This is a genomic window from Streptomyces sp. JLBJ103, from assembly GCF_058215575.1.
The window spans coordinates 6,407,200-6,427,468 of record NZ_CM177089.1 but is presented as its reverse complement, the minus strand read 5'-3'; the positions used below and the strand labels follow the sequence as shown (position 1 = coordinate 6,427,468).

The following is a 20,269-nucleotide window of genomic DNA, read 5'->3' as shown; positions in this document are numbered from 1 at the left end:
AAGAAAACTGCCGTGCATCGGTCGGCATTGTCGAACACCTAACGGCAATATTCGCTATGGTGGACTCGCCGCGGGCCGACCAACGCCCTCACCTGAGGGCGCGGACCACCGGAGGGACCCGGGGGTTCGCCTTCCCCTGGACGAAGGACAAAGGAGTCGCGGGTATGTCCAGCTCCGACATCTTCATCGGCGAGACCATCGGTACCGCCGTTCTCATCCTGCTCGGCGGCGGTGTCGTCGCCGGCGTTGTCTTGAAGCGTTCCAAGGCGCTGGGCGCGGGATGGCTCGCCATCACCTTCGGGTGGGGCTTCGCCGTCCTCACCGCCGCGTACATATCGGCCCCGCTCTCCAAGGCACACCTCAACCCGGCGGTGACCCTCGGCCTCGCCCTCACCGGCGGCACCGAGTGGAAGGATGTGCCGGTCTACCTCACCGGCCAGATGACCGGTGCGTTCCTCGGCGCGGTCCTGGTCTGGATCGCCTACCTCGGTCAGTTCCACGCACACCTCTCCGACCGCGAGATCGTCGGCGGTCCGGGGGCGCAGGACACGGCCGCGGCCGATGCCAAGCAAGCCGCGAGCAGCGCGGGCCCGGTCCTGGGAGTCTTCTCCACCGGCCCGGAGATCCGGAACACGGTGCAGAACCTCCTCACGGAGATCATCGGCACCAGCGTCCTGGTGCTCGCCATCCTCACGCAGGGTCTGAACAACGAGGGCAACGGCCTGGGCCCCGTCGGCGTCCTCGTCACCGCGCTGGTCGTGGTCGGCATCGGTCTCTCGCTCGGCGGCCCCACCGGCTACGCCATCAACCCGGCCCGTGACCTGGGCCCGCGCATCGCCCACGCCCTCCTGCCGCTGCCCAACAAGGGCGGCTCGGACTGGGGCTACGCATGGATCCCCGTTGTCGGCCCGCTCCTCGGCGGTGCCCTCGCGGGCGGTATCTATGAGATCGCCTTCGCCTAGTCCCCACCCCTCAAGACAACGCAGGAGAGCCAGCGAACATGACTGACACCCACACCACCAGCGCCTCGTCCCACGGCCACGGCCCGTTCATCGCGGCCATCGACCAGGGCACGACCTCCAGCCGCTGCATCGTCTTCGACCGCGACGGTCGCATCGTCTCCGTCGACCAGAAGGAGCACGAGCAGATCTTCCCCAAGCCGGGCTGGGTCGAGCACAACGCGACCGAGATCTGGGAGAACGTCCAGGAGGTCGTCACCGGCGCCATCACCAAGGCCGGGATCACCGCCGCCGACGTCAAGGCGATCGGCATCACCAACCAGCGCGAGACCACCCTGCTGTGGGACAAGAACACCGGTGAGCCGGTGCACAACGCGCTCGTCTGGCAGGACACCCGCACCGACACCCTGTGCCGTGAGCTCGGCCGCAACGTCGGACAGGACCGCTTCCGCCGGGAGACCGGCCTTCCGCTGGCGTCCTACTTCGCGGGCCCGAAGATCCGCTGGCTGCTCGACAACGTCGAGGGGCTGCGCGAGCGCGCCGAGTCCGGCGACATCCTCTTCGGCACGATGGATTCCTGGGTCATCTGGAACCTCACCGGCGGGGTCAACGGCGGGGTGCACGTCACCGATGTCACCAACGCCTCCCGCACCATGCTGATGAATCTGCACACCCTCGACTGGGACGAGAAGATCCTCGCCTCGATGGGGATCCCGGCCGCGGTGCTGCCGAAGATCCGCTCCTCCGCCGAGGTCTACGGCCACACGGCCGACGGTGTCCTCGCGGGTGTGCCGGTGGCTTCCGCGCTGGGTGACCAGCAGGCCGCCCTGTTCGGTCAGACCTGCTTCGCCGAGGGCGAGGCCAAGTCCACCTACGGCACCGGCACCTTCCTGCTGATGAACACCGGCGACCAGCCGGTCAACTCCTACAACGGACTGCTGACCACCGTGGGTTACCGGATCGGCGACCAGAAGCCGGTCTACGCCCTGGAGGGCTCCATCGCCGTCACCGGTTCGCTGGTGCAGTGGATGCGGGACCAGATGGGCCTGATCAACAGCGCGGCCGAGATCGAGACGCTGGCCAGCTCGGTGGACGACAACGGCGGCGCCTATTTCGTACCGGCCTTCTCCGGTCTGTTCGCCCCGTACTGGCGGGATGACGCGCGCGGTGTCATCGCGGGTCTGACCCGCTATGTCACCAAGGCGCACATCGCCCGCGCGGTGCTCGAGGCCACTGCCTGGCAGACCCGCGAGATCGTCGACGCGATGACCAAGGACTCCGGTGTCGAGCTCACCGCCCTCAAGGTCGACGGCGGTATGACCTCCAACAATCTGCTGATGCAGACCCTCGCGGACGCCCTGGACGCACCCGTGGTGCGCCCGATGGTCGCCGAGACCACCTGCCTCGGCGCGGCCTACGCCGCCGGTCTTGCCGTCGGCTTCTGGCCCGACACCGACGCCCTGCGCGCCAACTGGCGCCGGGCCGCGGAATGGACCCCCCGCATGGACGCGGACGTACGCGACCGCGAGTACAAGAACTGGCTCAAGGCCGTGCAGCGGACCATGGGCTGGATCGAGGACGAGGAGTAATACATGACCACCCTGCAGAGCGTTCCGTCCCTCGGAACGCACCCGGCTGCCGGTTCGAACCCGGGCCGCGCCGAAACCCGGGAACAGCTGTCCAAGGCTTCCTACGACCTCCTGGTGATCGGCGGCGGCATCCTGGGCATCACCACTGCCTGGCACGCCGCGCAGTCCGGGCTGCGGGTGGCGATGGTGGACGCCGGCGACTTCGCCGGCGCCACCTCCTCCGCCTCCTCCAAGCTGCTCCACGGCGGCCTGCGCTACCTCCAGACGGGCGCGGTCAAGCTGGTCGCCGAGAACCACTTCGAGCGGCGCGCGGTCTCCCGGACCGTCGCTCCGCACCTGGCCAACCCGCTCACCTTCTACCTGCCGGTCTACAAGGGCGGTCCGCACGGCGCGGCCAAGCTGGGCGCGGGTGTTTTCGCCTACTCCGCGCTGTCCGGCTTCCGTGACGGCGTCGGCCACGTTCTCAGCGCCGAGAAGGCCGCACGTGACGTCCCGGAGCTGCGCACCGACGGCCTGAAGGCGGTCGCGGTCTACGGCGACGGCCAGATGAACGACAGCCGGATGGCCCTGATGACGGTCCGGGCGGCGGCCGAGGCCGGTGCCACCGTGCTCAACCACGCCGAGGTCACCGGGTTGCGGATGACCGACGGCCGGGTCACCGGCGCGGACCTCAAGGACCGCACCGACGGCACCGAGTTCGGTGTCAACGCCCGGCTGGTGCTCAACGCCACCGGCCCCTGGGTGGACCACCTGCGCCGGATGGAGGACCCGGGCGCGGCCCCGTCGATCCGGCTGTCCAAGGGCGCGCACCTGGTGCTCAAGCGCACCTCGCCGTGGAAGGCGGCGCTGGCGACCCCGATCGACAAGTACCGCATCACCTTCGCCCTCCCCTGGGAGGACATGCTGCTGCTGGGCACCACCGACGAGGAGTTCGAGGGCGACCCGGCCGATCTCGCGGTCAACGACAAGGACATCACCCAGATCCTGGACGAGGCCGCGTTCTCCATCCGCGACCAGCAGCTCTCCCGTGATCTGATCACCTACTCCTTCGCGGGTCTGCGGGTGCTGCCCGGTGGCCCCGGCGACACCTCGAAGGCCAAGCGCGAGACCGTGGTCACCGAGGGCAAGGGCGGGATGCTGTCCATAGCCGGCGGCAAGTGGACGACCTTCCGGCACATCGGCCGCACCGTGATGAACAAGCTGGCCGAGCTGCCCGGCCGTCCCCTCGCGGACGACATGGAGCCGGTCAAGCAGCTGCCCAAGCACATGCCGCTGCCGGGAATCGCCAACCCGCACGCCGTGGAGCACCGGCTGCTGGTGGACGGTGGCACCCCCGGCCCGCGGATGGCCGCCGACACCGCGCGCCACCTGGCCACCCACTACGGCTCGCTCTCCTTCGACATCGCACGGCTGGCCAGCGCCGACCCGGCGCTCTCGAAGCGGATCCACCCGGACGCCCCGGAGATCTGGGCGCAGGTGGTCTACGCCCGCGACCACGAGTGGGCCGAGACGGCGGACGATGTGCTGCGCCGCCGCACCACCCTCACCATCCGCGGTCTGGACTCGGACGACATCCGGGGCCGGGTCGAGGACCTGCTGGCCAAGCGCGCCTGACCCCCGCGGGCCGCTTCCGGCCCGGACGGCCGGGCGGGAGGAACACTCTCCTTCCGCCCGGCCGTCCGGCTTTTCCCAGTCGCGTCAACTCACTGCCCTCATGGGGCAGTTGGGGGCCTCGTATACCCTCCGGTCCGGTGGGGCGAAAAAGCAACGGGATCGCTCTTGCCTTCTTCGGTGGCACGCGCATCAATGACAGCGCCCCCTCTTCTGACGGGCAGTCAGCACATTCCGCTTCACGCACCTCCCCCACACCGGAAGGCACCCTCATGAGACGTATCACGCTCGGGATCAGTACGGCACTGGGAACAGCGGCACTGGCCACCGGAGCGCTCGCCCTGGCGCCGACGGCCACCGCGGTCACCCCCACGACCGCCACCATCACGGCCGACTGCGGGACCTTCGGCTCCGGATCGGCGACACTCGTCGCCACGCAGAGCGGCACCTCCGCGACCATCACCCTGTCCTCGTCGGCGGTCAAGACGCCCGTCGACGTGCCCGCCGGGTCGGTGAAGTCCACTCTGACACTGTCGAAGAACGGCTCGGGGACCACCACCTTCACCGGCAACGCCAACCCGGCCATTCCGGCCAACTCCGATGTCACCACCGGCCCGCTGAAGGGTACGGTCGCGGCGGGCGACAAACTGGAGGCCAAGTCCCTGAAGCTGGTCGTCTTCGGCATCATCACGGTGGACTGCAAGGCCACCTCGGCCCAGTCGCCGGGTCCGTTCACCTTCTGAGCCCGTTCGGCTCCGCCCGGCCACGGTGAGCCTCGCCGGGCTCCGGCGGCGGCCCGGTGGCGCTCTCGGCAGACGCCACCGGGCCCGTCACGCCATAATGGACGCATAGATCGGATGTTTGCTCCGGGAGGTCCACCATGGCGGTCACCGACGAGGCGATCGAGAAAATCAAGGGCATGATCGTCTCGGGTGCGCTGCGCCCGGGAGACCGCCTCCCCAAGGAGAGTGAACTCGCCGCCGACCTCGGCCTGTCCCGCAACTCGCTGCGCGAGGCGGTACGGGCGCTGTCACTGATCCGGATCCTCGACGTACGGCAGGGCGACGGCACCTACGTCACCAGCCTGGACCCCCAGTTGCTGCTGGAGGCGCTGAGCTTCGTCGTCGACTTCCACCGGGACGACACGGTGCTGGAGTTCCTCGCGGTACGCCGCATCCTGGAGCCCGCGGCCACCGCGCTGGCCTGCACCCGGATCAGCGACACCGAGCTGGACGCGCTCAGCGCCCAGCTGGACGCGCTGGGGCGGGAGCCGTCGGTGGAGGAGCTGGTGGCCTGCGATCTGGAGTTCCACCGGGGCATCGTCCAGGCGTCGGGCAACAAGGTGCTCTGCTCGCTGCTCGACGGGCTCTCCGGCCCCACCACCCGGGCCCGGGTGTGGCGCGGACTGACCCAGGAGGACGCGGTGAGCCGCACCCTGCACGAGCACCGGGCGATCCTGGGCGCGCTGCGCGACCGGGACGCGGAGGCCGCGCGCTCCTGGGCGACGGTGCACATCGCCAGCGTCGAGCAGTGGCTGCGCTCCACGCTGTGAGGCCCCGCCCGTGATTCAGCCGTTCAGCCCGTAGACCCCGGCCGCGGTGCCGCCGAAGACCGCGTGGCGCTCGTCCTCCGTCAGCCGCAGCACGGCCCGCTCCGCCAGGGCCACCACCTCGTCGTACGAGGCGGCCAGGGTGCACACCGGCCAGTCGGAGCCGAACAGCACCCGGCCGGGCCCGAACGTGTCCAGTACGTGCCGGGCGTACGGCAGGATCTGCTCGGACCGCCAGGTGTCCCAGGACGCCTCGGTGACCAGGCCGGAGAGTTTGCACACCACGTTGGGCAGGGTGGCGAGCGCGGCCAGCTGCCAGCCCCAGGGGTCGCGTTCACCGGCGGCGACGGGTGGTTTGGCGGCATGGTCCAGGACGAAGCGGAGTCCGGGCAGCTCGCGTACGGCGTCGATGGCCGCGGGGAGTTCGCGCGGGGTGACCAGCAGGTCGTAGACCAGGCCCGCGTCGGCCACGGCGGCCAGCCCGCGGCGGACGTCCCCGCGCGACAGCCAGTGTGGGTCCGGCTCGTCCTGCACCTGGTGGCGCAGGCCCACCAGCCGGTCGCCGCCGGGCCCGGCGGCCAGCGCGGCGAGCACCTCGCGCAGCCGGTGGTCGGTGAGATCGGCCCAGCCGACGACGCCCGCGATCCGGTCCGACCCCTTGGCCAGGGCGAGGAGTTCACGCGTCTCCTGAAGGGAGGAGCTGGACTGGACGAGGACGGTGGCGCCGATCCCGTGGGCGTCCAGATGCGGCGCGAGGTCGTGCTCGGTGAAGGTGCGGCGGATGGGGTCGGCCCAGGGGCCGTCCATCCACGGCTGCTCCCGGCGGGTCAGGTCCCACAGGTGGTGGTGGGCGTCGATGCGCTGCGGCACGGGTCGCTCCTTCACGGTCGGACCGGCAGCGGGAGGTCGTCGTCGAGCAGCCCGCGGCGCACCAGAGCGTGCCACAGCTCGTCGGGGATGTCGTGGCCGAACAGGGCGGCGTTGTCCCGGACTTCGGCCGGTGCGGCGCAGCCGACGACCGCGGCGGCCACGGCGGGATGGCCGAACGGGAAGCGCAGGGCGGCGGCCCGCAGCGGCACCCCGAATCCGGCGCACACCTCGGCCAGGCGCCGGGCGCGCTCTATGGTCTCCGCCGGCGCCGGCCGGTAGTCGTAGCGGGCTCCGGGGCCGGGCGCGGCCAGCAGGCCGGAGTTGTAGACGCCGCCGACCACCACCGAGGTGCCGCGCCGCTCGCACTCCGGGAGCAGATCGTCGTAGGCGGTGCGCTCCAGGAGGGTCCAGCGTCCGGCGCACAGCACGACGTCCACATCGAGGTCGGCGACGAAGCGGGCGAGCACATCGCTGTGGTTCATCCCGAAGCCGATGGCCCGGACCACCTTCTGGTCGCGCAGTTCGGCCAGGGCCGGGAAGCCCGTCTCATAGATCTCACGGATGTGGTTTTCCGGATCGTGGAGGTAGACGATGTCGAGGGCGTCGACCCCGAGCCGTTCCAGGGAGGATTCCAGGGTGGCGAGGATCCCGTCCCGGGTGAAGTCCCAGGCGCGGACGCGGTCGGGGGTGCCGGCGAACCCCTCCGGCTGGGCGGGCTCCCCGGGCGCGCGGGGCCGCAGCCGCCGCCCCACCTTGGTGGAGAGGGTGTACGTGGTGCGGTCGTGCCCGGCCAGCACCCGCCCCAGGCGCTCTTCGGAGAGGCCGACGCCGTAGTGCGGCGCGGTGTCCAGATAGCTCAGGCCCGCGTCCAGGGCGGCCCGTACGGTGGCTTGGGCGCGCTCCTCGGGCACCGCCGTGTAGAGGTTGCCCAGCGGTGCGCAGCCGAGCCCCAGGGGCGGTACCCGGACGCCGGAGCGCCCCAGTTCCCGCGGTCCGCGCGGTATCCCCGCCATGGCCGCCTCCTCCCTCCCCGTTCCCCTCAGTCCTGCTTCTCGCCGCTGGCGTAGCGGGAGATGATCAGCGCGACGATGATGATGGAGCCGTTGATGAACTGGTTCCACAGCGGCGGAACACCGCCGAGGGTCATCACATTGACCACCAGTTGGAGGGTCAGCACACCGGTGAGCGCGCCGAAGAGGGTGCCCCGGCCGCCCTTGAGGCTGATACCGCCGATGACGGCCGCGGCGAACACCTGGAAGATCCAGCCGTTGCCCTGGGTGGCGGCGACCGAGCCGTAGTGGCCGGTGTAGAGGACCCCGGCGAACGCGGCGAGCAGCCCGCCCGCGCTCAGCACGATCCAGGTGATGCGGTCCACGCGGATGCCCGCCGCGCGGGCCGCCTCGGGGTTGCCGCCGATGGCGTACAGCGCCCGCCCGTGGCGCAGATAGGCCAGAGCGAGGCCACCGATCGCGTAGAGGCCGAGGCAGAGCCATACGGCGGCGGGGGCGCCCAGCCAGTCCGCCTTGCCCAGGTAGCGGAAGGACTCGGGGACGTTGACGATCGACTGGCCCTCGGAGATGCCGACTTGGAGCCCGCGCAGCATGGTGAGCATGCCGAGCGTCGCGATGAAGCCGTTGACACGCAGTTTGAGCATCAGGAAGCCGTTGGCGGCCCCGATGGCCGCTCCGACGGCCAGACACAGCGGGATGGCCGTCCACACCGGCAGCAGCCCGAGCCCTTCGAACCGGGCGCCGTGCGCGGGCAGGACGAGCCACAGGGCGATCACGGGGGCGACCGCGATGGTGGACTCCAGGGAGAGGTCCATCCGTCCGCTGATCAAGATCAGCGCCTCGCCGAGCACCAGCAGTCCCAGTTCGGTCGACTGCTGAACGACGCCGATCAGGTTGTCCTCGGTGAGGAAGGCGGGCGAGACGATGAAGCCGATCACCCCCAGGACGAAGATCACGGGGACCAGGGACAGATCGCGCCAGCGCGCGATGTCCAGCCGCGGGCGGGCCCGGTCAGCCGGTCCCTCCACCACCGGCTCGATGGCCCGCTGCCGTGCGGTATCGGTCATGACGTCCTTCCTCCCGTGCCGTCGTGCCCACCCTGGTGGCCCGTGTGCGTGCTCTCGCGCGCGCCGCCGGGTGCCCCGGCCATGTCCCGTTCCGTGTCCCGCTCCGTGTCCCGTTCCGCGATGCCTTCCATCGCCGCGACCAGTCCGCGGTCGGTCCAGCCGCTGTCGAACTCGGCGACCACCCGCCCGTGGAAGAACGCCAGGACGCGGTCGCAGACCCTGAGGTCGTCCAGTTCGTCGGAGACGATGACCGCCCCGCTCCCGGCCGCGGCGACCTCCCGCACCACCCCGAGCAGCGCGTCCTTGGACTTCACATCCACTCCGGCGGTCGGGCGGATGGCGACCAGCACACTGGGCTCGCGCGCCAGCGCCCGCGCGATGACGACCTTCTGCTGATTTCCGCCGGACAAACCCGAAACGGGCTGCGAAGGCCCCGCGGTTTTGATGTCCAGCGAAGTGATCATGCGCTGGGCGAAGGCGCGGGTACGCGAGGGCAGTACCGTGCCGTACGGCCCGAGCTGGTCGGTGACGGTCAGCGTGGCGTTCTCCGCGACACTGCGCCCCGGTACGAGCCCCTGGCGATGCCGGTCCTCGGGAACGTAGCCGATCCCGGCGTCGAGGGCGTGCGGCACACTGCCGGTGCGCACCGGGCGGCCGCGGACCGCCAGCCGTCCGCCGTCCGGGCGGCGCAGCCCCACCAGGGTCTCCCCCACCGCGGTGTTGCCGCTGGCCGTCGCCCCGGCCAGGCCCACCACCTCACCCGGCCGCACCACCAGGTCCAGCGGTGCGAACGCGCCCTCCGCGCACAGCCCTTCGGTGCGCAGCACCGGCTCCCCGCCCGGCTCGGCCCTCCGGCGGGTGACCGGGGCGCGCACGGCCGCGCGGGAGTCGCCCCCGGGCGCCTCGGCGGTGTCCCCGGTCATCGCCGCGACCAGGTCCTCCTTGGGCAGTTCGGCGACGGGGGCGGTCAGCACATGGCGGGCGTCACGGAAGACGGTGACGGTGTCGCAGAGTTCGTAGACCTCTTGCAGATGGTGCGAGATGAACAGGAACGCGACGCCCTGGGCGCGCAGTTCGGCCAGCCGGGCGAAGAGCCGGTCGATTCCGCCCGCGTCGAGCTGCGCGGTGGGCTCGTCGAGGATGATCAGCCGTGCCCCGAAGGACAGGGCGCGGGCGATCTCGACGAACTGCCGCTGCTCGACGCCGAGGTCCTTCGCCCGCGTCCGCGGGTCCACCTCGACGCCGTACTCGGCGAGTGTCGCGCGGGCGGCCTCGCGCAGCTCCGGCCAGCGGATGCGTCCGCTGCCCGGGAAGCGGCCCAGATAGAGGTTCTCGGCCACGGTCAGCTCGGGGACCACCATCGACTTCTGGTAGACGCAGGCGACCTTGGCGCGCCAGGCGGCGGTGTCGCCGTAGCGGGGTGCGGGCTCGCCGGAGAACGTCACCTCGCCCTCGTCCGGGCGTGCCATGCCGGTCAGCACGGAGACCAGCGTGGACTTGCCCGCCCCGTTGCGCCCGACGAGCGCGTGGGCCTCGCCGGGTGCCACGGCAAGCTGGGCCCGGTCCAGGGCGACGGTGGGTCCGTACCGTTTGACGATGCGCCGGGCGCGCACCGCGGTGGGCTGTTCCACGGTGGCCATGGCTACTTCTTCTTCTCGAGCTGGTTGGCCCACAGCGCCGGGTCGTCGACGTTCTTCTTGGTGACGAGCGGCGCCGGGAGCTGGTCCTCGAGACCGTTCTCGATCTTGACGATCTCCGAGCCGTGGTCGGTGCGGCCGGGCTTGAAGGTCTTGCCGTCCAGCGCCGCCCTGGCGTACTTCAGGGCGTAGGTGGCGTAGAGGTCGGCGGGCTGGGAGAGGGTGGCGTCGATCTTCCCCGAGCGGATGGCGTCCAGCTCCTCGGGGATGCCGTCGTTGGAGATGATCGTGATGTGCCCGGCCGAACCCGCGGGCTTCAGCAGCTTCTTCTGTTCCAGCAGCGCCAGGGTGGGCTGGAGGAAGGCGCCGCCCGCCTGCATATAGATGCCGTCGATGTCCCGGTGCTGGGCCAGCAGGCTCTGGAGCTTGGCCGAGGCGACATCGCCCTTCCAGTCGGTGGGCAGCTCGTGCACGGTGATGCCGGGGTACTTCTTCTTCATGCAGGAGGCGAACGCCCGCGACCGGTCCCGGCCGTTGATGGAGCTGAGGTCGCCCTGAAGCTCGGCGACCCGGCCCTTGCCACCAAGCTTCTTGCCGAGGTATTCGCACGCCTTGGTGCCGTAGGCCCGGTTGTCGGCCCGGACCACCATGTAGACCTTTCCGGCGTCGGGGCGGGTGTCCACGCTGATGACCGGGATCTTCTTCTCCGCCAGCCGCTCGAGGGTGGACGAGACGGCGCCGGTGTCCTGGGGAGCCATGACGATGGCCTTGGCGCCCTGGTCGCTGAACGCCTGGACGTTGGCGACCAGCTTGGAGATGTCGTTCTGCGAGTTGGACAGCGGCAGGGCGGAGACGGTGCCCTTGTCGATGCCCTTCTCCAGATACTGCTGGTAGGAGTTCCAGAAGTCGGTGTCCGTGCGCGGCATGTCGATGCCGACCTTGCCGCCACCGGCGCCGCCGCTCTCACGGTTGCAGCCGGTGAGCGCGGCGACGGCCAGCAGCACGGCGCAGGCGGCGGTGCCGGAGGTGCGCAGTCTCGTCATCGGGTCCCGTCCTTGGTCGATCCTGGTTCATACGGTGCGGGTGTGGGGGGTGGTCGGGGGGCTTCTCAGCGCTCCGGCTCTCCGGAAGGTTCGGGGCGCAGCCGCAGCCCCTGCATCCCGCCGTCCACCGCCAGCGCGGTGCCGGTGACGGCCGCGGCCGAGGGTCCGGCCAGATACGCGACGGCGGCGGCGACCTCCTGCGCGGACACCAGCCGTCCGGTCGGCTGACGGGCCTCCAGGGCGGCGCGCTCGGCCGCCGGGTCGGCCGCCCGGTCCAGCAGCCGCCCCACCCACGGGGTGTCCACGGTGCCGGGGTTGACGCAGTTGACGCGGATGCCCTCGCGGATGTGGTCGGCGGCCATGGCGCGGGTGAGCGCCAGTACGGCGCCCTTGCTGGCGCTGTAGGCGGCACGCTGCGGCAGCCCCGCGGTGGCGGCGATCGAGCAGGTGTGGGTGATGGACACACAGCCGGGGCGGTCGGCGGCGGCGGCGCGCAGATGGGGCAGCGCGGCCCGCGCGGTGCGCACCAGGCCCAGCACATTCACGTCCAGCAGCCGTTGCCACTCCTCGTCCGCGGTGTCCTCGACGGTGCCGACGGCGCCGATGCCCGCGTTGCCGACGACGGTGTGCAGGGTGCCGAACGCGGCGACGGTCTCGGCCACCGCGGCCCGTACCGCCTCGTCGGAGGTGACGTCGGCGGTGACGGGGAGGGTGCCCGCCGGGGCGCCGGTGGGGTCGCGGTCGAGCACCGCGACCCGGGCGCCGCGGTCGCGCAGCGCCATGGCGACGGCGGCGCCGATACCGGAGGCGCCACCGGTCACCAGGGCGGCCAGCCCCTCGAAGTCGCCGGTGGAATGCGGCTGGTTCACGGGTTCCCTCCGGTCGTACGGGCGGTGGTGGACGCGGTGCGTTCCGTGGTTGCCGTATGTTCCGCGGCCGACATGGCGTGGGGGGTGCTGGGGACACGGCCGCGCCACTCGGGTCCGTCGGGATAGCGGTAGGCGGCGATGGACGCGGGACGCATCCGCGCGGAGAAGCCCGGCGCGGCCGGCGCCCGGTAGCGGCCCGACTCGACGACCGCCGGGTCGGTGAAGTGCTCATGGAGGTGGTCGACGTACTCGATGACCCGGTCGTCCCAGCTGCCCGAGACGGCCACGAAGTCGAACATGGACAGGTGCTGGACGAGTTCGCACAGGCCCACACCGCCCGCGTGCGGACACACTGGCAGTCCGTGTTTGGCGGCGAGCAGCAGGATCGCGAGGTTCTCGTTGACCCCGGCGACCCGTGCGGCGTCGATCTGGACGAAGTCCACCGCACCGGCTTGGAGCAGCTGTTTGAACACCACGCGGTTGGCGACGTGTTCACCGGTGGCCACCTTGACGGGCTGTCCCGCGCGGATGGCGGCGTGGCCGAGGACGTCGTCGGGGCTGGTCGGCTCCTCGATCCAGTGCGGCTGGTACGGGGCCAGGGCGCGCATCCAGCGCAGCGCCTCCGGCACGTCCCAGCGCTGATTGGCGTCGACGGCGATCCGGACACCGGGGCCGACGGCCTCACGGGCCAGCCGCATCCGTCTCAGATCCTCGTCGAGATCGGCACCGATCTTCAGTTTGATCTGGCCGAAGCCGTCGGCGACCGCCTCCTGCGCCAGCTTGATCATTTTCTCGTCGGTGTAGCCGAGCCAGCCGGGCGAGGTGGTGTACGCGGGATAGCCGCGCTCGCGCAGCCGCGCGGCGCGCTCGGCGCGGCCCGGTTCGGCGGCGCGCAGGATGGCCAGGGCCTCGTCGCGGGTGAGGGCGTCGGTGAGATAGCGGAAGTCCACCAGCTCCACCAGTTCCTCGGGGGACATGTCGGCGAGGAACTGCCACAGCGGTTTGGCGGCGTAGGTGGCGGCCAGGTCCCATGCGGCGTTGACCACCGCCCCGGCCGCCATGTGCATCACGCCCTTCTCCGGCCCGAGCCAGCGCAGCTGCGAATCATGCGTCAGATCGCGGTGCAGTGCGGCGAGCTCGGTGGCGGTGTACGGGGCGGGGCGGCCGACCACATGGGGGCGCAGCGAGCGGATGGCGGCCGCGGTGACGTCATTGCCACGGCCGATGGTGAAGACGAATCCGTGCCCCTCGGCCACGGCGGTGTCCGGGCCGCCCGAGGTGTCCGGATCACCCGCGGCGTCCGGATCACCCGCGGCGTCCGGATCGCCCATGGCTGGAGCGTTCGTCCGCAGCACCACATAGGCCGCGGAGTAGTCGGGGTCCGGGTTCATGGCATCCGAGCCGTCGAGCCGCTCCGAGGTGGGAAAGCGGATGTCGTGGACCTCGAGTTCGGTGACGACGGGACGCAGTATCAACGGGGCTCCCTGAACGTGACGCGACAGAACATCGGACCTTTCGCGATGATCCGATGTATAGCGCTGTTGTTCGCGCGGCGTCCAGAGGTGCGTCGCAGTTTTCGCGGGACAGGTCGGATGAATCTAAGTGTTGTGGTGTACGGGGGCTGCGGCGGGAGGCCCCCTAAGCCGTAGGCTTGGGTCGCACGCAATGGAACTGGAACCGGGGGCGGTACCGACCCGTCCGCCCCGGTCGGAAGGAGGCGCTGGGTGATCGAGCTTGAGGGGGTTCCCGAGCTGATCGACCCGGTCATGATCTGTGCCTTCGAGGGCTGGAACGACGCCGGAGACGCGGCCTCCACCGCGGTGGGGCATCTGGACCGGGAGTGGAAGGGCGAGGTCTTCGCCGCGCTCGACGCCGAGGACTACTACGACTTCCAGGTGAACCGTCCCACCGTGGCCCTGGATTCCGGGGTGCGCAAGATCACTTGGCCGACGACCCGGCTCTCCGTGGTGCGCGCGGACACCGGTGAGAAGACCCGCGATCTGGTGCTGGTGCGCGGTATCGAGCCCAGCATGCGCTGGCGGTCGTTCTGCAACGAGATCCTCGGCTACGCCCATGAGTTGGGCGTGGAGATGGTCGTGGTCCTCGGCGCACTGCTCGGCGACACCCCACACACCCGGCCGGTGCCGGTCAGCGGTGTCACCTCCGATCCGGATCTGGCCCGCAGCCTCGACCTGGAGGAGACCCGCTACGAGGGCCCCACCGGCATCGTCGGGATCCTCCAGGAGGCCTGCACCCACGCCGGTGTTCCGGCGGTGAGCCTGTGGGCGGCCGTACCGCACTACGTCTCGCAGCCACCGAACCCGAAGGCGACCCTGGCCCTGCTCAACCGTCTCGAGGACCTGATCGGCGTGCGGATCCCGCTCGGCGAGCTGACGGAGGACGCACGGGCCTGGCAGCTGGGCGTGGACCAACTGGCCGCCGAGGACAGCGAAGTGGCCGAGTATGTGCAGTCCCTGGAGGAGGCGCGCGACACCGCGGAGCTGCCGGAGGCGTCGGGCGAGGCCATCGCCCGCGAGTTCGAGCGCTATCTGCGGCGGCGGGACGGCCAGCCCGGACCGGGTGGCCACGCCACCGAGAGCGGCGGTGTCGCGGACGGTCCGGGCCCCGGTGGGTATCTGCGGGACTCCTCCAGCGGCCGTACGCGCCCGCGCAAGCCGTCACCGAAGGACGAGGTGGCCCGGGAGGAGAGCGAGGGTTCCGACGGCGACGAGAGCGCCACGGAAGGCACCGACGGACCCGACGGCCAAGACGGCCAGGGCGGCCAGGGCGGCCAGGGCGGGAACACCCGGGACCGGGACAGCGGGGACGGCGACAACGGGCCCGGCGCCGGCGGTTAGGCCCTGTCCGGCGGGTCTTATCGGGCCCGCGACGTCTGGCACCGCACCTCGCGGCGTTGCGAAAGTCGCCCGAGTACGCCCAGTACGAGGGCGATCCTCCGCCGTGCGACGCTCCCCCCGCTAACGCTGGGAGGTGCCCCCTGCACCAGACGCCGCGGGCTGCTCCTCAAAGACCCATCGGACAGGGCCTCGCCCGCACAGCGCACACAGCACGACGGACGGGCCCGCACCGGGGAGTTTCCCGGTGCGGGCCCGTCCGTATGGTCAGGGACCGATCAGAGCGCGGTCAGAAGACCGTCAGGACGGTCAGAGCGCAACACCCAGCAGTGCGTCGACCGCGCGCGACACCAGACCGGGCGCCCCCTCGTCCGTACCCCCGGAGGACGCCTGCACGGCGGCCCAGCGGTCCACCGCGGCCAGGGCGGACGGGGCGTCGAGGTCGTCCGCCAGCGCCTCGCGGATCTCCTCCACCAGCGCGTCGGCCGACGGTCCGTCCGGCCGCGAGACGGCGGCGCGCCAGCGGCCCAGCCGCTCTCGCGCCTCCCGCAGGACGTCGTCCGTCCACTCCCAGTCGGCCCGGTAGTGGTGGGCCAGCAGCGCGAGCCGGATGGCCGCGGGGTCCACACCGTCGCGGCGCAGCGCCGAGACAAAGACCAGATTTCCCTTGGACTTGGACATCTTCTCGCCATTCAGGGCGACCATCCCGGCGTGCACATACGTTTGCGCGAACGGCCGCTCACCGGTGAGGACCTGGGCGTGCGAGGCGCCCATCTCATGGTGCGGGAAGGCGAGATCGGAGCCGCCGCCCTGCACGTCGAAGCCCATGCCGAAGTGGTCGAGGGCGATGGCCACGCACTCGATGTGCCAGCCGGGGCGGCCGGGGCCGAGCGAAGCGCCGTCCCAACTCGGCTCGCCCTCACGGGCGGCCAGCCACAGCATCGGGTCGAGCGGGTTCTTCTTGCCGGGGCGCTCGGGGTCGCCGCCGCGCTCGGCGGACAGCAGCCGCATCGCCTCGGCGTCGAGCCTGCTGACCGATCCGAACGAGGGGTCGGACTCCACGGAGAAGTAGACGTCGCCCTCGAGCTCATAGGCGGCGCCCAGGTCGCGCAGCCGCTCCACCAGCGGCACGATCCCCGGTATGGCCTCCACGGCGCCGATGTAGTGGCGCGGGGGCAGCATCCGCAGGGCCGTCATGTCCTCGCGGAAGAGGGCGGTCTCGCGCTCCGCGAGCGCGGTCCAGTCGTCGCCGTTCGCCACGGCCCGTTCCAGCAGTGGATCGTCGACATCGGTGACGTTCTGGACGTAGTGCACCTGCCGCTTGGTGTCGAGCCACACGCGCTGAACGAGGTCGAACGCGTTGTAGGTCGCCGCATGTCCCATATGGGTGGCGTCGTACGGCGTGATGCCGCAGACGTAGATGCGGGCGACGGGGCCGGGGGTGAGGGTGATCGGTCCCCCGGTCGCGGTGTCGTGAATCCTCAGGTCGCGGCCTCTGCCGGGCAGGGCGGGAACCTCAGAAGCGGGCCAGGCATACATGCCATGAGCGTAACCGGATGCCAGTTCCGGATACGAACCGGACCAGACCTGTTGGCCGGATAGGCACTCTTGTGCTCCTACCCAGAAGATGCTGTGCCCATGTGCGACGGCCGCCGCGGGGTACGGACAGCGGCCGCCCGGCCCGTTCGGCCCGTTCGGCCCGTTCGGCCCGGACCGGCGGCCGCCCGGCCCGTCCGCCTCAGACCGGGGGCCAGGGGATCGCGGGCCACTGCCCGCTGGGCTCGGGGTGCGCCTTGGTGCTCAGCAGCACGGCCACCCGGGCCCGCAGCGCCTCGATCTCGGCCGCGGTGATCAGCTCCGCCAGCCGGGCGCACAGCGGCCCGCCGTCGGCCAGCTGCTCCGCCAACCGGCCCAGTACCTCGAGCACATCGTCCGGAAGCGGCTCCCCCGCCCATCCCCACAGCAGGGTGCGCAGCTTGTCGTCCGCGTTGAAGGTCACCCCGTGGTCGATCGCGTAGAGCCGCCCTCCGGCGGCGGGCAGCAGATGGCCGCCCTTGCGGTCACCGTTGTTGATCACCGCGTCCAGGACGGCCAGTCGGCGCAGCCGGACGTCGTCGGCGTGGACCAGCAGCGCGGTGCGGCCCTCGCCCACCTCGGCGAAGCCGACCGCCTTCCAGCCGGGGCCGGGCTCATCGCCCTCTATCAGCGCGAGGAGTTCCGTACCGCCCCCATCGTCCTGGGGTCCGTCGCTCCCGTCGGCTCCCGCCCCGTCCGATCCGTCGGTGCCCGATCCATCGGTGTCCGATCCATCGGTGTCGGCCACCTCGACCCACAGCTGGCACATCCCCTGCCCGTACGGACCGTCGCGCAGCACGGTGGGCGGGACCAGCCCCCAGCCGGTCGCCTCGGAGATCTCGTACGCGGCCACCTCACGCTGGGCCAGCGTGCCGTCCGGGAAGTCCCACAGCGGGCGCTCTCCGGCCACCGGCTTGTAGACGCAGGGCGCGCTGTGGCCCTGGTACTCGACCGTGCAGTAGAGCACCGCGTTGGACGCCTCCCGGACCCGGCCGCGCACCGTCAGCTCGCCCAGGGCCAGCAGCTCGGACGGCTCCGGAGGCGTCATGCTCCGCGGCGGTATCCGTTCTGGCGCGGACATACGTGTCCCTCCGGGTCGAGCGGCAGGCTGCACAGCGGGCAGGGCGGCCGGCCGGCGTTGACGACGTCCAGCGCGCGCTTGGCGAAGGCGCGGGCCTGGGTGCCGGTGAGCCGCACCCGCAGCATGGGCGGCCCGTTCACATCGTCCTGGAGCAGCCGCTCCTCGGCCTCGGCCAGGTCCTCTTCGGACTCGGCCTCCAACTCGACGAGGGCCTGCGCTTCGACGATCATCCGCTGTTCCTCGCCGTCCCAGGCGAGCGCCATGGTGCCGACCCTGAACTCCTCCTCCACGGGGGCGTCCAGCGGCTCGGTGTCGGCGAGTTCGGCGGGTGCGACGGCGGGGACCGGGGCGTTTCCGCCGGTGCGCCGGACCACTTCGTCGAGCAGCTCGTCTATCCGCTCGGCCAGTGCGGCGACCTGGGTCTTCTCCAGGGCCACACTGGTGGTGCGGCCACTCGCGGACGCCTGGAGGAAAAAGGTGCGGCGACCAGGCAGCCCGACCGTACCGGCGACGAAACGGTCCGGCGGGTCATAGAGGAACACCTGACGGGACAACGTCCTGCTCCATTTGGTTCGACTGCTCGGCTGGTTGACTGCTGGTTGCTGACGGTCACGACTGCCCGGTCACGGCGGTCACGGCGGGTGTGCGCCGCGGCACCACCCTACTGCGCACGGAGATCACGTCGCGCCCGCCCACGGCGATCACGGTGCTCCCGCGTCGCCACCCACCGCCGCGTCCCCGCCCTGGTCGCCGGGCGGGTGCTCGCGCGGGATCAGACCCGCGAAGTCACCGGTGTCCCCGAGCCGCACGAGGAACGGCCGGGTCGGGGTGTAGCGGATCGCGGTGACCGAGCAGGGCTCGACCGAGATCCGCTGGAAGAGGTCGAGATGCAGCCCGAGGGCGTCCGCCACCAGCGACTTGATGATGTCGCCGTGCGAGCACATCAGATAGACCGCGTCGGCCCCGTGCTCCGCCTCGATCCGGGCGTTCCAGTCGCGCACCGCGTCGACCGCCCGCGCCTGCATGGCGCGCATCGACTCACCGCCCGGGAAGGCGGCGGCCGAGGGGTGCTGCTGGACGACGTTCATCAGCGGTTCATCGGCGAGCTCGGCCAGTTTGCGCCCCGACCAGTCGCCATAGTGGCACTCGCCGATCCGTTCCTCGGTGTGCAGGGGCAGCCCGGGGCGGGCGGTGAGCAGCGGGGCCAGCGTCTCCTGGCAGCGCTGGAGCGGGCTGGTGACGGCCGCGGCGAGCGGCAGCCGCGCCAGCCGTCCGGGCAGCGCCGCGGCCTGTGCGGCGCCGCGCTCGTCGAGGGCGACACCGGGCGTCCAGCCCGCGAGGACACCCGCGGTATTGGCGGTGGACCGGCCGTGCCGTACGAGGATCAGCGTGGGCATGCCTGCCACCCTACGGCCACGCACGGGCACCTCAGGGGGTGCGCCCGCCTCCCTTCACCGGCCCCCTCGTGCGTATCGGAGCCAGGGGCGGCAGAATGCCCCGCGTGATCGTGGATTGTGCCATCTACCAGGACGGGCGCCGCACCGAAGGGCCCGCCGACTTCTCCGACGCCCTCGACCAGGCGCGAGCGGCGGGTGACTCCTTCCTCTGGATCGGGCTCCATGAGCCGACCGAGAAGGAGTTCGAGCTCGTGACCAGCGAGTTCGGACTGCATCCGCTGGCCGTCGAGGACGCCTTGCACGCCCACCAGAGGCCGAAGCTGGAGGTGTACGACGACTCCCTGTTCCTGGTGCTCAAGCCGGTCCAGTACAACGAGAAGGCGGGCACCGTCACCGCGGGTGAGCTGATGGTGTTCGTGGGTGACTCCTTCGTGGTGACCGTCCGGCACGGGGAGGCCAATCCGCTCAGCACGGTGCGGGAGCGGCTGGAGCGGGCGCCCGATGTGCTGCGCCACGGGCCGACGGCGGTGATGTACGCGGTCTCCGACGCGGTCGTGGACCACTACCTCGATGTCGCGGACGAGCTCCATGAGGACCTGGACGGGCTGGAGACCGATGTCTTCGCGCCGGACAGCGCGACCAGGCAGAACACGGCGGGCAGGATCTACGCCTTCAAGCGCGAGGTGCTCGAATTCCGCCGGGCCACGGGCCCGTTGGCCGAGCCGATGGAGCGGCTGGCGGGCGCCGGGGTGCCGTTCGTCCACGAGGGCTCGCGGCCGTTCTTCCGCGATGTCAGCGACCATTTGACCCGGGTGAACGAGCATGTGGAAGGGCTGGACCGGCTGCTGTCGGACATCCTCGCCGCCCATCTCGCGCAGATGGGCGTACGGCAGAACGACGACATGCGGAAGATCTCGGCGTGGGCGGCGATGGCCGCGGTGCCGACGCTGATCGCCGGAATCTACGGCATGAACTTCGACCACATGCCGGAGCTGAAGGAGCCGTGGGGCTATCCGGCGGTGCTGCTGCTGATGGTCGGTGCGATCACACTGCTGTACCGGATGTTCAAACGCCGCGGCTGGCTCTGAGCGAGCGGGGCAGGGCGCCCGCCCGTTCCGGCAGACCGCCCGTTCCAGCAGCTGTTTCGGCAACTGTTT

Annotated in this window: 18 protein-coding genes; 7 read left to right on the top strand and 11 right to left on the bottom strand. The window is 71.2% G+C overall.

Going from position 1 to position 20,269, the window contains the following annotated elements; all coding sequences use genetic code 11:
• Positions 1-164 precede the first annotated feature (164 nt).
• The 5 genes from AC4BEG_RS28340 (at position 165) to AC4BEG_RS28320 (ending at position 5,711) form a co-directional block, all read left to right on the top strand.
• Complete coding sequence (locus tag AC4BEG_RS28340; protein WP_490702558.1) at positions 165-962, top strand: MIP/aquaporin family protein; 798 nt, start codon at positions 165-167, stop codon at positions 960-962.
• A 38-nt stretch (positions 963-1,000) separates the two neighbouring features.
• Positions 1,001-2,548, top strand: a complete 1,548-nt coding sequence (gene glpK / locus AC4BEG_RS28335) for a glycerol kinase GlpK (RefSeq protein WP_490702557.1) — start codon at positions 1,001-1,003, stop codon at positions 2,546-2,548.
• 3 nt (positions 2,549-2,551) lie between these two features.
• Positions 2,552-4,162 (top strand): glycerol-3-phosphate dehydrogenase/oxidase, encoded by a 1,611-nt coding sequence (locus tag AC4BEG_RS28330; RefSeq protein ID WP_490702556.1) that lies wholly within the window; start codon positions 2,552-2,554, stop codon positions 4,160-4,162.
• A 269-nt stretch (positions 4,163-4,431) separates the two neighbouring features.
• Positions 4,432-4,902 (top strand): hypothetical protein, encoded by a 471-nt coding sequence (locus AC4BEG_RS28325; protein WP_490702555.1) that lies wholly within the window; start codon positions 4,432-4,434, stop codon positions 4,900-4,902.
• A 137-nt stretch (positions 4,903-5,039) separates the two neighbouring features.
• Positions 5,040-5,711: a FadR/GntR family transcriptional regulator gene (locus AC4BEG_RS28320; protein WP_490702554.1), complete on the top strand. Its 672-nt coding sequence runs from the start codon at positions 5,040-5,042 to the stop codon at positions 5,709-5,711.
• 15 nt (positions 5,712-5,726) lie between these two features.
• Here AC4BEG_RS28320 and AC4BEG_RS28315 read toward each other — a convergent pair whose 3' ends face one another.
• The 7 genes from AC4BEG_RS28315 to AC4BEG_RS28285 all read right to left on the bottom strand — a co-directional run bounded on the left by AC4BEG_RS28315 (position 5,727) and on the right by AC4BEG_RS28285 (position 13,673).
• Positions 5,727-6,578: an amidohydrolase family protein gene (locus AC4BEG_RS28315; protein ID WP_490702553.1), complete on the bottom strand. Its 852-nt coding sequence runs from the start codon at positions 6,576-6,578 to the stop codon at positions 5,727-5,729.
• Positions 6,579-6,589: 11 nt separating this feature from the next.
• Entirely contained in the window at positions 6,590-7,591 is a 1,002-nt protein-coding gene (locus AC4BEG_RS28310) for an aldo/keto reductase (protein ID WP_490702552.1), read from the bottom strand.
• Positions 7,592-7,617: 26 nt separating this feature from the next.
• Positions 7,618-8,655, bottom strand: a complete 1,038-nt coding sequence (locus tag AC4BEG_RS28305) for an ABC transporter permease (RefSeq protein WP_490702551.1) — start codon at positions 8,653-8,655, stop codon at positions 7,618-7,620.
• Positions 8,652-10,295, bottom strand: coding sequence for a sugar ABC transporter ATP-binding protein (locus tag AC4BEG_RS28300; protein WP_490702550.1), 1,644 nt, complete (start codon positions 10,293-10,295; stop codon positions 8,652-8,654). The genes AC4BEG_RS28305 and AC4BEG_RS28300 overlap by 4 nt, the downstream gene beginning before the upstream one ends.
• Positions 10,296-10,297: 2 nt before the next feature.
• Entirely contained in the window at positions 10,298-11,335 is a 1,038-nt protein-coding gene (locus AC4BEG_RS28295; protein WP_490702549.1) for a sugar ABC transporter substrate-binding protein, read from the bottom strand.
• A 65-nt stretch (positions 11,336-11,400) separates the two neighbouring features.
• Positions 11,401-12,204 (bottom strand): SDR family NAD(P)-dependent oxidoreductase, encoded by an 804-nt coding sequence (locus AC4BEG_RS28290; protein ID WP_490702548.1) that lies wholly within the window; start codon positions 12,202-12,204, stop codon positions 11,401-11,403.
• On the bottom strand, positions 12,201-13,673 hold the full coding sequence (locus AC4BEG_RS28285; protein ID WP_490707234.1) for an enolase C-terminal domain-like protein: 1,473 nt from the start codon (positions 13,671-13,673) through the stop codon (positions 12,201-12,203). The genes AC4BEG_RS28290 and AC4BEG_RS28285 overlap by 4 nt, the downstream gene beginning before the upstream one ends.
• 255 nt (positions 13,674-13,928) lie before the next feature.
• Between AC4BEG_RS28285 and AC4BEG_RS28280 the strand changes: the two genes are divergently transcribed.
• Complete coding sequence (locus AC4BEG_RS28280; protein WP_490702547.1) at positions 13,929-15,062, top strand: PAC2 family protein; 1,134 nt, start codon at positions 13,929-13,931, stop codon at positions 15,060-15,062.
• Between the two features lie 306 nt (positions 15,063-15,368).
• Here the strand turns inward: AC4BEG_RS28280 and mshC are convergent, their stop codons facing one another.
• The 4 genes from mshC to AC4BEG_RS28260 form a co-directional block, all read right to left on the bottom strand.
• The gene (mshC, locus tag AC4BEG_RS28275) at positions 15,369-16,598 is read right to left on the bottom strand and encodes a cysteine--1-D-myo-inosityl 2-amino-2-deoxy-alpha-D-glucopyranoside ligase (RefSeq protein ID WP_490702546.1); all 1,230 of its coding nucleotides are present in this window, start codon (positions 16,596-16,598) and stop codon (positions 15,369-15,371) included.
• Between the two features lie 199 nt (positions 16,599-16,797).
• Positions 16,798-17,715, bottom strand: a complete 918-nt coding sequence (locus AC4BEG_RS28270) for an SCO1664 family protein (RefSeq protein WP_490702545.1) — start codon at positions 17,713-17,715, stop codon at positions 16,798-16,800.
• Positions 17,679-18,269, bottom strand: coding sequence for a DUF3090 domain-containing protein (locus AC4BEG_RS28265; protein ID WP_490702544.1), 591 nt, complete (start codon positions 18,267-18,269; stop codon positions 17,679-17,681). The genes AC4BEG_RS28270 and AC4BEG_RS28265 overlap by 37 nt, the downstream gene beginning before the upstream one ends.
• 147 nt (positions 18,270-18,416) lie before the next feature.
• Complete coding sequence (locus AC4BEG_RS28260; RefSeq protein ID WP_490702543.1) at positions 18,417-19,112, bottom strand: histidine phosphatase family protein; 696 nt, start codon at positions 19,110-19,112, stop codon at positions 18,417-18,419.
• A gap of 95 nt (positions 19,113-19,207) precedes the next feature.
• Here AC4BEG_RS28260 and corA point away from each other — a divergent pair, with 95 nt between their 5' ends.
• Complete coding sequence (gene corA / locus AC4BEG_RS28255; protein ID WP_490702542.1) at positions 19,208-20,200, top strand: magnesium/cobalt transporter CorA; 993 nt, start codon at positions 19,208-19,210, stop codon at positions 20,198-20,200.
• The last annotated feature ends 69 nt before the right edge of the window (positions 20,201-20,269 follow it).

Excerpts from the sequence above, each read along its gene's own strand:
- AC4BEG_RS28320 (WP_490702554.1), top strand. The coding sequence starts at position 5,040 with ATGGCGGTCACCGACGAGGCGATCGAGAAAATCAAGGGCATGATCGTC.
- AC4BEG_RS28270 (WP_490702545.1), bottom strand. The coding sequence starts at position 17,715 with ATGTCCGCGCCAGAACGGATACCGCCGCGGAGCATGACGCCTCCGGAG.
- AC4BEG_RS28305 (WP_490702551.1), bottom strand. The coding sequence starts at position 8,655 with ATGACCGATACCGCACGGCAGCGGGCCATCGAGCCGGTGGTGGAGGGA.
- AC4BEG_RS28300 (WP_490702550.1), bottom strand. The coding sequence starts at position 10,295 with ATGGCCACCGTGGAACAGCCCACCGCGGTGCGCGCCCGGCGCATCGTC.
- mshC (WP_490702546.1), bottom strand. The coding sequence starts at position 16,598 with ATGTATGCCTGGCCCGCTTCTGAGGTTCCCGCCCTGCCCGGCAGAGGC.
- corA (WP_490702542.1), top strand. The coding sequence starts at position 19,208 with ATGCCCCGCGTGATCGTGGATTGTGCCATCTACCAGGACGGGCGCCGC.
- AC4BEG_RS28260 (WP_490702543.1), bottom strand. The coding sequence starts at position 19,112 with ATGCCCACGCTGATCCTCGTACGGCACGGCCGGTCCACCGCCAATACC.
- AC4BEG_RS28295 (WP_490702549.1), bottom strand. The coding sequence starts at position 11,335 with ATGACGAGACTGCGCACCTCCGGCACCGCCGCCTGCGCCGTGCTGCTG.
- AC4BEG_RS28325 (WP_490702555.1), top strand. The coding sequence starts at position 4,432 with ATGAGACGTATCACGCTCGGGATCAGTACGGCACTGGGAACAGCGGCA.
- AC4BEG_RS28340 (WP_490702558.1), top strand. The coding sequence starts at position 165 with ATGTCCAGCTCCGACATCTTCATCGGCGAGACCATCGGTACCGCCGTT.
- glpK (WP_490702557.1), top strand. The coding sequence starts at position 1,001 with ATGACTGACACCCACACCACCAGCGCCTCGTCCCACGGCCACGGCCCG.
- AC4BEG_RS28330 (WP_490702556.1), top strand. The coding sequence starts at position 2,552 with ATGACCACCCTGCAGAGCGTTCCGTCCCTCGGAACGCACCCGGCTGCC.
- AC4BEG_RS28310 (WP_490702552.1), bottom strand. The coding sequence starts at position 7,591 with ATGGCGGGGATACCGCGCGGACCGCGGGAACTGGGGCGCTCCGGCGTC.